A 12,473-nucleotide genomic window follows, 5' to 3' on the forward strand; every position below is an offset into this window, starting at 1 on the left:
AGCTCCATCAGAGCCATTCTGTCGTCGGTCATCGTCATCTCCGTCTCAGGTTTCAGGTGTCGCAACCCGAACCTTCTCCGAAGATCGACGGTGACCGCCAGCGTCGCATGTGGCGACGCTCGCGGATTCCTACACCACGCTATGGGGCACTATCACGTGAGCGCCTGAACACGTCGGACTACAAGCGGGCGAAGGAGACGGCGAGGCTCCGGGCCGAGGACGAGCAACGGCGCAAAGAACTCGAAAATGCCGAGGCGCGCATCACCGATGAACTCGAACGCGCGAAGGTCGTAACCGCGACGGCGGAGCAGAAAGCAGAGGCGATCGACGCGGGCACCGCTGCAGTTCTCGACGAGAAGATCGCATACAGGCCTGCGACCTCGGCGAAGTCGGAAGGACTGAAATTCGGCCCGAACGCGCCCTCCGACCCGAAAGACCGCAATCAACTCGCGCGGCGAGTTCAGCCGGCTTTCGATGTCGTCGTGAAGTTCGCAAAGAAACTGGCGTCGGTGACCCAGATGCAGGCTTCTGTCGAAAGAAGGGAGGAGGTCGCTGAAACGATATTGGAGAAGGCTCGGACGAACCAGGCGCAGGTCGAAAACCGGGAGGTGGAGGTAGATCGGTCCGAAGCCCTTTTCAACTGGAGATCCCGAGCTCTCGCGAAGGTCGTGAGTTCCATGAGAGACTGGGTGCCGAAACCCGTACAGTTCGTCGTCGACGCGCTCGAGCGCGGCGAGGACCCGGCGGCCGAGAAGACGGCCGATGCCTTCCCGGGCGCTTGGAGCATTCCGAAGCATCCGAACAGAAGAGCGCTGCAGCGCGAGCTGGACGATATGACCAACGCATCCCTCTCGAACTGCTTCTGCGCGACACAGGACGCATATCTGTTGACTGACGGCGACGGCGATGGTGCGCTGCAGGGCACTTACGCGACAGGCGTCAGGTTGCTTTTCCACGAGGCGAGGCAGCGCGGTCTGGATCTTGAAACCGGGCGCCATGATCCCGCGAAGGCCCTAAGCAAGGATCGCGCCCACCTGCACACCGATACGCCGCCGAAGCCGATACGGGTGAAACGCAAGGTTCGGGTCCGCCAACTCGTCCGATAGGATCACCCGGGGGCATTGTTGGGAGCAGCCGCCGGGCGGAGTGCCGCCCGGTCGACCAGAACGAGTCCGCCTGCGGTTCTCTGAACTCGTATCACGGCGGACATCCTGAGCGATGTTATTCGGCCGCGATGGGCTCGGGATCGTCGGGTTTCTCCTTGCCAGGCTTTTCGTTGGGAAACATGTCCAGCTGGGTGTCGTCCTTGGTCACCGGCGGCGTGCCTTCAGCATCATCGGTCGGGTGCTCGGTCGTGTGAGGCGCCTTCGGCCACTTCACCCGACTGACGATGTCTTTCTCGCGCTCCATCAGACGCCCGTCGAGGCGCGCGATTTCAAGCTGCGCGTCGTGCAGAGTGGCCCGAGCGTCGTCGAGCCTCTTTTCCAGGTCCTGGGCCCGCATCTCCGCGTCGTCCCGCTCGTCCTCCACCAGCGCACAGTTCGCGAGCGCCTCGGCGACTTCGCCTTTGAGGCTCTCGAGTTCGGCGGCATGCGCCCGACGGTCCGATGCGGCGATCTCGTCGGCGAGTTCCCAGGACATCTGCCACATCGCGGCTGCGGCATCGCGAAAATCCTCGGGCATCTCCGGGGCGGCCCGCGCCGCCTGTTCCTTCGCCGCGATCTCCGCCGTGATCTGCTTCACCTTCGGCGAGGTGTCCCTAAACGATCCGCCGCCGAGAATGTCGCGCACCGCTTGGTTCGTGACCGGCTTGCCGTCGGCGGTCAGCTGTTGGATCGCGTCGCGGATCTGCTTTTCAAGGGACGTGTTGTTCTTCTTTTGGGCCATGTCCGGCTCCCATTTTGGTAATGGTAAGCGCCGGTAATACCGTTACCTCGCGCTACCACCCCGACGGGGTGGTGCTGAGGAGATGGATCTTTTCTACTTAGGCAAAAAATCTGGGAACGAAAAAATCTACGCGCCGGTGGTAGCAAATGCGCGGGCTGCGAGATTGGCAAGATCCGCGCCGGTCGAGGCGGCCGCGTGTTGAAGGCGGCGATACTCGGGGTCGGTCACAACGGTGCTGATCGAGACAATGCCAGCCGCGTCAATGGACAGCAGACCTGCGTCGAAGAGACGGTGGATGTCTGCACGCAGGATTATCCCATTCGCCGGGTCATCTGACCCGCCTGGCGCCCGCGGATCGAGATGGGCGGCATCGAGGATCTCGGGGATCGAACAGCCGGTGATCGCGCATTCCAGGCCATCTCGTTCCGCGACCTTTCGCCGGAACGCCTGCTGATCAGGGCGGGTCTCGCGAAGCGCCCACTTCCGGATCCGCTCTCTCTCACCGGTGACCGGCATGTTGCCCGAAACACGGGTGCCGTCAGACTTCTCGATGTGAAGACGAAACTCGTGGGAACCGAGTTGTTCGAACACCACGACATCGCCCGGTTCGGCCTTTGAATCTTCGAACATGCGTCTTGTGAGCTCGCCACGATGGCGAAGGAACCCTCGGAACGTCGAGCGATCGTCCTTCTTGGTCGGAATGTCGGCCTGCGTGCTCAACTCTCGCCAATGCAGGGTTAGCGGGCGATCCGCAGCTTCCTGCCTTGTCGAGCCGCCGATGGCGTCCGTTGGCAGGTCCCGGATGAACGGCGTGATCGTGATACGCAGGACATCCGGTTTCAAGGCTGACTCGGTCAGCGGCGCGCTGCGAAACTCCTTGCTCAACGATGCACCCTATTCGGAAACTGGCGCGAAGGCGATCCAAGTGGATTCCATGGCGGGAGGACCGACGATGCGATGGAAACCGACAGCCTCGTCAGCCTCGATGGCCGCGAATACATCATCGTAGTCGAGGTCCTCGTCGTCAGGCTTGGTGAACATCACGTCACCGTCGTTGCGTTCCGCAGAAATTCCGTTTGCGCTCAGACTCTTTTCGGCGCGGTCCGACAGGTAGATCCAAAACTCGCTGTGGGACATCAGGAGCGTGTGCTCGCAAGGGGCGAATTCGCCGCCATCGCGCATATCTCTCTCCGGATCCTTACCGCAGAAAGGGCAGTGGATTTCTTGATGGTAGAATTTCCGCATTTCAATGAACGGAATGGTCGTCGTTGTGGGCAAGAATGAACTCCTTTTTCTTGGACCACCCGCTTATCAGGAAACGGCTTCGCATAAAACCGAGGCGTATTCCTTTTCTATATTATTTCAAAGCTTTGCCTTGCGCCCGCGCTTAACCTTCGGGGCGGCGGCGCGGGCTTCGCGGATGCGGGTGAGGAGGGCTTCGGCGGGTTCGTCCTCGGGGTCCTGGGGGACGAGCTCTCCGCGGAAGGCCTTGGCCAGCAGGCGCTCGTCGAGCCGGTCGAGGAGATGCGCGCCGCGGCTGGCCTCCTCGGTCATCCGGTCGATGCGGGCGAAGGCGGCTTCGATGCGGCGGACGATTTCGCGCTGTTCATCCAGTGGCGGCACTGGCACCGGTGACCTGCGACAGATTTCGAGCGTGAGGTTCCTCTGTCCAGCGGTTGCCTTAGACAGCGCTGTCGCCCAAGAAAGATAAGCCTCACTGAGCAGCCACTTGGCCAAGAATGCCGGGAGGATCTCGTCCTTCGCGCGGAACACAGCGATTGCTTGGTTCATGTTCCATTCAGGATGAGTGTCCGGAACGATTGCGACCTTCCCGAGCGGAGGCCCCACGATGTTCATCAGAATATCGCCGGGGAAAACTTTGGAACGCTTCAGAAAGCCATCGTGGATCTGTCTGCCGACGAAAGTCGGTTCCTTTGTGAAATCCAATGAGCCATCGAAGGTCAGGTTGTATACCTTGATGAAAGGCACATCACCGTTTCCGGCATGCTGTTCATCGCGTTTGGGTGTAGTTCCTTTGGTGATCCATTCGCATAGCTCTTCAGCAGTTTTCCAACTCCATGAAGTCGGGATCGCGAATGGGGTATCGATGTCTTTACGGTCACCGTAGTCGCCATGATCCTTTGAAGATACGCCACCACGGAACGCCCTCGTCAAAATCGCCTGCTTGGCGCGGGTGGCGAGTTTGGTGGTGCGGGCGAGCTGGTCGCGCGCGGCGGCCGAGCGCGCCGAGAGCCGGTCCAGCTTCGCCACGATCCGCCGCTGCTCAGGGAGTGGGGGAAGCGGAAGATCCGTTTTCTTCAGTCGATCAGTATCCAAACTGGCGACTGTAGTGCCGTGCTTACGGCAAGTTGACAGAAAATGGTCTTCCAGGGCCCGGAGAGACAACAGAAGGTATTCGGAGTCGACTGCCTTATACGGCGCGATAGCCTTCAAGTCTTGGTTCACGGTCACATCTACGTCTGCGATAGCCACCGGAACTGAATGAGCCAGAATACCACTTCGGGTGACCACCATGACAGCGCCTTTCGGCACAGGCTTGACCGAGGATCCTGCGACTGCGGCATCGGTAATGTGATCCTCTGCGTTGTCGATGCGAAGGCGTTTCATGTCCTTGGGTGAGACCCAAGGGATCGAACCGTCCGTCCAGAATGCAGCCTTGCTCTTGCTCGGCGTGCCCCCACCGATCCACTCGCCGCTCTCGGCGAGTGTTGTGGTCGTCCAGCCTTGAGGTAGTTCACTCATTCCGCCGCCACCGCAGCCGGGGCGTCCTCTTCCTCGCCTTCCAGTTCCAGCACCAGGGCCTCGATTTCGCGCGTGGCTTCACGCAGGTGGCCGAGGATGGCCGCGGTGATGTCGTCGGGGTCGGTCAGACCGTCCTCGGCCTCTTCCTCGCCCTCGCGCAGCCAGGAGATGTCGAGGTTGTCGCCACGCTTCTCGATGTCGTCGCGGGTGAACCGGCGGAAACGGCCTTCCTCGCCCTGGTCCTGCCGCTCGGCGCGGCCATGAGGATCATCGCCGTAAGCCGCCTCGAAGTCGGCGAAGTCCTCGGCCCGCAGGGGGCGCGTCTTGCCGTAGGAGGGCGCGCCTGCGCGCATGTCGTAGACCCAGACGGCCTCTGTCCCGCCGCTCTCGCTGCGGTCCGCGTTGCGGGTGAAGAAGATGACGTTGGTCTTGACCCCCTGGGCGTAGAAGATGCCGGTGGGCAGGCGCAGGATGGTGTGCAGGTCGCACCAGCCCATCAGCATCCGGCGCAGGGCCCGGCCTGTGCCATCCTCGAAGAGGACATTATCGGGCACCACGACGGCGGCGCGGCCCCCGGGGGCGAGGCCGCGGATGATATGCTCGACGAAGGCCAGCTGCTTGTTCGATGTGCCGGCGGTGGTCGAGAAGTCGCCCCGCTGCGGCCGCCCGCCGCCCTTCTTGGTGCCGAAGGGCGGGTTGGACAAGATGAGGTCGGCCTTGGGCAGGCCCGCGCCCTCGTCCGTCAGCGTGTCCATGGACTGCGCGTCGCCCTCGATGCCGTGGAGCATGATGTTCATGAGGCAGAGGCGGTGCGTGTCGGGGACGAGCTCGGCGAGGGTGTAGCAGTCGCGGATCTGCTTCTCGGCGGCGCCCTCGGGCAGGCCGTAGAGTTCGTTGTTCTCTTCGTAGACGCGCCGATGCGCGGCGACGATGAAGCCGCCTGTCCCGGCCGCAGGATCCTGGATGCGCTCGCCCAGCTGCGGCTTGGTCAGGCGGATGATGCTGTCGATCAGCGGGCGCGGCGTAAAATATTGCCCGGCGCCGGATTTCTTGTCCTCGGCGTTCTTCTGGAGGAGTCCCTCGTAGAGGTCGCCCAGGCCCTCCTCGCGCGCATCGAACCAGTCGAGGTCTTCGATGGCGGTGGTCAGGCTCTTGAGGTTGGCTGGCTTGCGCAGGCGGGTCTGGGCATTCTCGAAGATGGCGAGGACGAGCGGGTCCTTGGCCGCCTTGGGCTTGCCTTCGGCGTCACGCTCGTCAGGGTCGCCGAGCGAGGTCAGGAGGTGCTTGTAGTGGGTGAGCTGGTCCAGCCCCTCGCGCTTCGCCAGCGTGTCCCAGCGGTATTCCTCGGGGATGCGACGCTCTTGCCCGGTCTCGGCCATCATCTTGAGGAAGAGGAGGAAGGTGAGCTCCGTGACGTATTCGGAATAGGTCACGCCGTCGTCGCGGAGGACGTCACAGAGTTTCCAGAGCTTGGCGACGATGTCCTGCGTGGCGCTCATGCGGCGGGCTCCCATGTCTCGATTCTTATCTCTTCGAGGATGGTGTCGAGCTCACCCCCGAAGATCTTGTTGAGGCGTCTATAGCCGCCCTGCTGTGCGAAGGGCGGGTCATCGAAGGCCTGACGGTCGATGACGACCTGGCTCTTCATCTCGTCTCCGATCCGATCGAGCCAGCGTCGTTGGACATCGTCGAGATCGTGAGTCGATGCAACCTTCCTGATGGCCGCATCGACGCGGTCGGCATAGGGGATCAAGGGATCGCCGAGGGCCGCCTGGCGGATGAAGCCGATGATGGAGGCGGCGATGTCCTCGTTCGTGCGATCCCGCCATGCGGTGCGCAGGGCGCTCTCCGTGAAGTGGCGCGCGTCGAGGGCCAGTCTTAGCTCACGCAGGCTCTCGCGGGTCAGGTCGCGGGGACGCGTGACGACGAGGTTGAGGGCGTCGATCTTGTTGGCATTGTCCCGCACGAAGGTCTGGAAAGCGTCGATGAAGTCCGCAGGGCGGACGCCCTCGCCATACCCACGCGTGACACCGGTGACGGTGTCGTCGCCGGTGTAGATGGGAATGATGGGCGGGGCCCCACGGTCGCCTTTGAAGTCGAAGAACTGGCCAAGCCCCGGACGCGCCTGGGTCCATTGTCGGACCTCGGGTGCGGGGCCGGTCCGGAGACGATCGAGTGTCTCCTCCGGCGTCTCGCCCGCTTGGGCGGTGTATTGCTCCCGGATCTCCGCGTTCATGCGTCGGACCTTGCGGGACAGCTTGACGATGATCTGGTCGAGAATTTCCTCTTGGTGATCGGGATCCTCAGCGTTATCGAAGCCATCGAACAGGGTTTCGAAAGAGACCTTCGGGTCGACCACGACGGGGCGCATCTCTGTCATGGCCTGGAGGTTCGGATAGAGGTCTACCGCATCGTAGATCTGGAAGGCTTCCTTGCCGATCTCGTCGCACTTGCGGGTCGCCCGGCCGACCATCTGGTCGTAGAGAATCCGCGAATTTACCCGGCGAAGGAAGACGAGGTTGGTGATCGACGGGACATCGATACCCGTCGTTAGCAGATCGACCGTCACGGCGATCCTCGGGTCGGCTTCGTTCTTGTATTTCAAGATCAGCTTGCCAGGCTTGTCGACCGATCCGGTAATCTTCTGGATCATGTCATCGCGGATCTCGAGGCCCTCGTCTCGGTAGGCCTGCCGCAGATACTGGACGACCTCGTCGGCGTGATCGTCGGAAGTGGCGAAGACCAGCGTCTTGCCGGCATCGGGGGACATGATGTCGATCCGTCGCGCAATTTCCGCGGCGACCACCTGGTTGAATTTCGGCGCACGCACCTTCCGGTTGAAGTGCTCGACGGTGAAATCCAGCTGATCTGGGAGCGTCGCGGTGTCGATTTCGCCCGTGCGCGGGTCGAGCACATCGATGGTTTCTCCCGCCTCGATCGTGATGCCCGCTTCGCTGAGGGCCGTCTTGATCAGATGCGGTGGATCGTGATCGATCAACCAGCCGTCGATAACGGCCTCACGGTAGCTATAGCGGTAGATCGGATCCCCGAAAATTTGCGCGGTGTGAAGGGCCGGCGTCGCCGTAAGCCCGACCTTCACGGCATCGAAATACTCGACCACGCGCCGGTATTTTGACACGTAGTCGTTCTGATCCCGGAAGGTCGTTTCGGCCTCGCTCATCTCGCGGTCGAGCAGGTAGCCTCGGTGGCACTCGTCAATCAGGATCAGGTCGTATTGGTCGACCGGGGGCCTGTCCCCGGGCTCTCGCTCGAGCACACGCTTCACGAGGCTCTGGACGGTGCAGATGTGAATCTTCGCGTCTCGGTCGATGTCTTGTTCCTCAAGGCCGCGGAGGCCGAAGATCTCGGAGAACGTCTTCGCGCCGACCATACGCGTTGTCTCGAAAGCGCTTTCTGCCTGTTCGCCGAGGGCACTGCGGTCGACGACGAAACAGACGCGCAGGAAGCGCTTGGCCTCAAGGAGGCGGTAGATCATGGCGATGGCCAACTTGGTCTTGCCGGTGCCTGTGGCCATCGCGATGAGCATTTCCCGCTGACCTTCGGAAACACACTTCTCGACGGCCTTGATCGCCTTTTTCTGGTAGGGGCGCAGGTCGAAGCCGAAATTGAAGGGCTTGTCCTCGAGCTCCTTTTCCGCGGCGCGACGGTCGACCTCGAGCCGCTCGACGAGGCCCTTAGGCGTGAACCACCCTTCCAAGGCCCGGGATGCATTCGTCGCGTCGCGTGTATCCCGGAACCAGATCCCGCTTTGCGTCGCCATCGCCGGATAGAAACTCCGACCGTTGGTGGCGAAGATGAAAGGTGCCTTGTGGCCATCCCAAGGTCCACCCGCGAAGTCGAAACTCGTCTCAGGCTGGATATCTTGCGAATACCGCGTCGCCTGGACATCGACCGCAGACATCACGTTCTTGCGTTTGCGCTTCGCCTCCACGAGGCCGACCAATGTCCGGCCGGCGAAGAGAGCGTAGTCCGCCGGACCCGAGGATGTCGGCCACTCGGCGATGGCCATGTTTCGGTTTTTCTCGGGCCGTGTGCCTTTGTAATACCGCAGCGTCGCGCTGTCCGCATCCCATCCCGCCTGGCGGAGCTGCTCGTCGACCAGTAGGCGTGTGTCGGCTTCATCGAAGTCCATGTCTTTGGCCGAGTCGAAAGCGGCCTTGATGAACATCTGCGCCTTAACGCGCTCCACGGGCTTAGTCGCCCGTCGTTCGGCCTCCTCGGCCAGTTCGGCATATATCGCGCTTTCTTCTTCGGCGAGGCGCGCGCGATCCTCGGCATCCAAGGCGGCGCTTCTCGCACTATCCGCCTCGTCGGCGAGCCGGGCGGCCTCTGCTGACCTCGTCTCCAGTTCTGACCTCAGAGCCGCCACTTGCTCTTTGAGATCGGGCGCATCGCCCTCCGCCAGCCTAGGCGGAATGAAAGGCATGGTCAGCCGTGGCTGACGCGTCGCCGAAGCGCGAAGCCAGACGCCAAGACGATGGCACAGCTTGATCGCCTCGAAGGCCATCCGGCGTTCGCCATCGTGGCCATGGACTGCTGCGTTTCCGTCGATACGCAGTCTGTGGAGAATATCGAGGATCTCGGCCGGCACCAAGTCGTCGCGCCGGATACTTCGGAGCATGTCGGCGAACGTGTCGTCGACGGAGGTGTCCGCTCCGGCGTTCTCGGCGACAACTCTGGCCATACGTTCGGCGAACTGTCGGGTCTTTATCAGGGCCGTGTTTGCATCGTCGACAAAGTATTTCTCGGCGTGAGTTGCCAGAATTGCCAAGGGGCGATCAATGTCCTTCAGGTGATCGAAATTCTGACTGGTCATCCTGGTTGATTACTCGCGATCTCTATTCGCCTTCAGAATTTCTGGACTTACTGCGTAATGCAATAGATTGCGCTGATTTTCCCCGCGTTTTCGGTGAGCAAGACCCCTTGACTGGTTGTCGTCTGGTGGTTTCGCGGGTTGGTCGGACGGTCGGGCGCGGTTGGGTTTTTTCTGGAACAGGGGCCATGTGGCCTGGAGACGGGCTCCAGGCCTTGGCCTGCGGCGGGGCTTACGCCCTTGGAGCGGGCACGGACCTGTCCGGCAACATTCACGTCGGCCGAAGCGCGTTGTGCAGGCCCAGTTCATACCATTTCGTGCGCGACATGCCGGCCGCCTTCCAGGGTTGCTTTCGCGATGCCGAGTTCTGCGAGAGCCATTCTTCCCGTGATGTTGCCCCCGAAGCCATGCGTCGCTCTTTCTCGCGCGATGCCTTGCGGCGGGCGCGCTCCTCCTTGGAGAAAACCTGCTCGAGTCCCAGAGTCCGTGCGACGTCATCCGAGATCTCCAGCAATTCCGCAATCCGCGCGCCAGAGTAGTGCAGCCGTCCGTCGAGCACAGGCGTCGACGAACAGGCCTTCTGGGCTTGTCTCTCGGCGCTCCTGATGATCCCGACCACTTCGCGCTCGGAAAGGTCTGGCGTGGCGCTGGCGGCGGTCCTGAGAACTTGATCTTCAATGTCGGCCTCCGAGGCTGTGTGCGTCAGGCAGGTTGCGACCAGGTGGAGGAACGTGTTGCGCTTGCCTTCGGGAACATGTCCTCCCCAGTGGCTCACGATCTTGTCGAGATCGCTTGAGATCATTGCGAAACGCTTGCGGGAGGCGAGTCCACGAGGCTCGCCAGATCGGGGTTTTCCAGCTTGCTCAGCTTTCCGGTTCGAGAGCTGGCGACGTGTCGGACGGTCGGCGGCCTCGAAGATCCGGTCTGCAAGATCGTCGAACCCGTATCGGCGAAGAGTCCCGTCGACCGTCCGTACCTCTTGACCCGTCTTCAGGTTGGTGGTGCCGGGGACCCGAAACACTCTCGCTACATCGCTGCACGCACTATCCGCGCCCAGGTGCTTGAACAGGCCAATCAGGCAGCTGAGGCATGCGCTCCATCGGGGTCGCGCCTCCTTGGGGAGCGGGTCAATCAACCAGATTGCTGCGAGTCCTCGGCCGGTGAAGGTCAGAACTGACGGACGAGGGATGCTCTTGGCATCGAGCTCCATATGCAGCTTTTCGATCCAGTGCTCGTGGGGCTGGTTGCTGCCCGGAAGGCGGTGCACATCGAGATCCAGATAGAGGGCGTTGATCTGCGCCAGACGGCCGCCATCCCGTGGGCCGTTGAATCGGTTGAGTGTCAGATAGGTGCTTTCGTCAAGAAGCGACTCCGCGATAATCGGCGCGGTCTCGGCCGAATACGTGCGCGTAATAGCCTCGTCCCGGCTTCGGATCATCACGAAGGAGACTTTTCCGATGCTCCCCGTTGGATGCAGCAACCGGACATAGTCGGCTGCCGATAGGTCGGCGGTGGCAGGAGAATTTCGGCGGGAGGCGGGAGATGAGTGTTCCATCGCAAGGAACTGGTTCCCTGAGAGTCAGCACGGAAATTCTTCCGTCGACGCGAGGTCAGGGTAGGGCGCCCGGAGCACTGTCCGCCGCGCCCAGTCCCAACGTCAGAGCGGAGCAAACAAGATCGGCCACCATTGCCAGTCGGCGTATTTGTCGCCGACCTGCTCGACATGAATGTAGCGGGACAGGCTGCCATCCGGAGAGTGGCCCGTGTATTTCATGATGATCTCACGGCTCCCGCCGCTGAGTCCTACTTCGAAGAAGCGTGAGATCGCTTCGTGGCGGAGATCATGGTAGTGGAGGTCCTCGATCCCGAGGATCTGGCATGCTTCCGTGAAGAGGCGGCTGATCGTGTCCGGGCTGTAGGGGAAGACCCGGTCCTTCTTGCGGGGCATCGACATGATCATCTTCATGCCCTCTTCCGTCACCCAGGTTTCGACATCGTTGCCTTGAGTCTCGCGCGGGTGCTTCATGTCTCGAATGATGAGGCGTGCCTTTTCTTCATTGAGGTCACTCCAAGGTATCCGGCACAGGGCTTCCTGGCGGTGGCCAAGGGTGATTGCAGCGCCGATCACCTTGTGCATCGGCACGCGCCGACGATCGGCCCGATAGCTGTCGTGAAAGTAGGTCAACAGCCTGTCGAGTTCGTCCAGCGTGGGCCGCCGATTGCGCGTCGCAGAGCGGCCGATCATGCGCTGATGCTTCAGGGTCCTTATCGCGACCTCGAAGGCACCGATCGGCATGTCGATATTGCTGATCGGCCCGCCGTAACAGACGACCGTGCGCAGGGTAGCCATGTAGCTGTTTACTGTCTGAGGCTTGCGAGGCTTCAGAATGTAGTGCTCAGGACAATCAGCTTGCGGGTCTGCCGGTGGAGCCTGAACGCCATTCAGAAGATCCTGCCCCAAGCGGAAGAAGTCGTGATTGTCGGTGTCGTCTACCGCCAGCTTGCCGAACTCGAGGCGTTGGAGATAGGCGAGATTTGCCGTCTTGGTCTTGCCGAAGCCTTCCGGCGACGCGTCACAATAGTCGCCGATCACGTCCGCCCACGTCGTGCGATGCTGCGCGGCGACGGCGCGATCAAGCGCCCCTTTTTCTGACAGGGCGCGTTCTGTCTTGCGCATCCACCGCGCCGCGGCCGTCTCATTCTTGAAGGTCTCCGACAGAGTCAAAACGACCTTGCCGCCCTTCTTCTTGCGGATCACCGCCGTGTAGCTCGTTGCGCCGTCTTTCTTCCGGCGCTGCATGATGGTACCCATTCGGGTCTCCTTTCGGGAATTTGTTGCCGATGTTCGGGAGATCGAACCGGGCGGCGCGCGCCGGACGGAACTTTGTCCAGGGTTCGATATCTCCTGCCGGCGCACCCGGCGGAGCCCTCGCCTTCTCGGTGAAGAGGCGAGGCTCCGGAGGAGGCGGAGAGCGGTGCAACAATTCGG

The 12,473-nt window shown here is 61.9% G+C and carries 9 protein-coding genes; 1 reads left to right on the plus strand and 8 read right to left on the minus strand.

The genetic code is table 11. The features are described from left to right. On the plus strand, nt 1-1,106 hold a 1,106-nt coding region (locus tag JF542_RS00005), incomplete at its 5' end, for a hypothetical protein (protein ID WP_207074289.1). 115 nt (nt 1,107-1,221) lie between these two features. Here the strand turns inward: JF542_RS00005 and JF542_RS00010 are convergent. The 8 genes from JF542_RS00010 to JF542_RS00045 form a co-directional block, all read right to left on the minus strand. Then, the gene (locus JF542_RS00010) at nt 1,222-1,887 is read right to left on the minus strand and encodes a DNA-binding protein (RefSeq protein ID WP_207074290.1); all 666 of its coding nucleotides are present in this window, start codon (nt 1,885-1,887) and stop codon (nt 1,222-1,224) included. Nucleotides 1,888-2,013: 126 nt separating this feature from the next. After that, nucleotides 2,014-2,772 (minus strand): HNH endonuclease, encoded by a 759-nt coding sequence (locus tag JF542_RS00015; RefSeq protein ID WP_207074291.1) that lies wholly within the window; start codon nt 2,770-2,772, stop codon nt 2,014-2,016. 9 nt (nt 2,773-2,781) lie between these two features. Continuing rightward, the gene (locus JF542_RS00020) at nt 2,782-3,165 is read right to left on the minus strand and encodes a hypothetical protein (RefSeq protein WP_207074292.1); all 384 of its coding nucleotides are present in this window, start codon (nt 3,163-3,165) and stop codon (nt 2,782-2,784) included. A gap of 84 nt (nt 3,166-3,249) precedes the next feature. Continuing rightward, nucleotides 3,250-4,650, minus strand: a complete 1,401-nt coding sequence (locus tag JF542_RS00025) for a restriction endonuclease subunit S (RefSeq protein WP_207074293.1) — start codon at nt 4,648-4,650, stop codon at nt 3,250-3,252. After that, on the minus strand, nt 4,647-6,149 hold the full coding sequence (locus tag JF542_RS00030; RefSeq protein ID WP_207074294.1) for a class I SAM-dependent DNA methyltransferase: 1,503 nt from the start codon (nt 6,147-6,149) through the stop codon (nt 4,647-4,649). The genes JF542_RS00025 and JF542_RS00030 overlap by 4 nt, the downstream gene beginning before the upstream one ends. Next, entirely contained in the window at nt 6,146-9,487 is a 3,342-nt protein-coding gene (gene hsdR / locus JF542_RS00035; RefSeq protein WP_207074295.1) for a type I restriction-modification system endonuclease, read from the minus strand. Before hsdR ends, JF542_RS00030 begins: the two co-directional genes overlap by 4 nt. A gap of 268 nt (nt 9,488-9,755) precedes the next feature. Then, entirely contained in the window at nt 9,756-11,039 is a 1,284-nt protein-coding gene (locus JF542_RS00040) for a hypothetical protein (protein ID WP_207074296.1), read from the minus strand. A 102-nt stretch (nt 11,040-11,141) separates the two neighbouring features. Beyond that, the gene (locus tag JF542_RS00045) at nt 11,142-12,296 is read right to left on the minus strand and encodes a tyrosine-type recombinase/integrase (RefSeq protein ID WP_207074297.1); all 1,155 of its coding nucleotides are present in this window, start codon (nt 12,294-12,296) and stop codon (nt 11,142-11,144) included. Nucleotides 12,297-12,473: the final 177 nt, after the last annotated feature.

Source organism: Salipiger bermudensis (assembly GCF_017309175.1).
In the GTDB taxonomy this organism is placed as follows: Bacteria; Pseudomonadota; Alphaproteobacteria; order Rhodobacterales; family Rhodobacteraceae; genus Salipiger; species Salipiger bermudensis.

What these genes read in the sequence shown, in the direction of transcription:
- JF542_RS00010 (WP_207074290.1), bottom strand. Translation starts at nt 1,887, where the DNA reads ATGGCCCAAAAGAAGAACAACACGTCCCTTGAAAAGCAGATCCGCGAC.
- JF542_RS00025 (WP_207074293.1), bottom strand. Translation starts at nt 4,650, where the DNA reads ATGAGTGAACTACCTCAAGGCTGGACGACCACAACACTCGCCGAGAGC.
- JF542_RS00030 (WP_207074294.1), bottom strand. Translation starts at nt 6,149, where the DNA reads ATGAGCGCCACGCAGGACATCGTCGCCAAGCTCTGGAAACTCTGTGAC.
- hsdR (WP_207074295.1), bottom strand. Translation starts at nt 9,487, where the DNA reads ATGACCAGTCAGAATTTCGATCACCTGAAGGACATTGATCGCCCCTTG.
- JF542_RS00040 (WP_207074296.1), bottom strand. Translation starts at nt 11,039, where the DNA reads ATGGAACACTCATCTCCCGCCTCCCGCCGAAATTCTCCTGCCACCGCC.
- JF542_RS00045 (WP_207074297.1), bottom strand. Translation starts at nt 12,296, where the DNA reads ATGGGTACCATCATGCAGCGCCGGAAGAAAGACGGCGCAACGAGCTAC.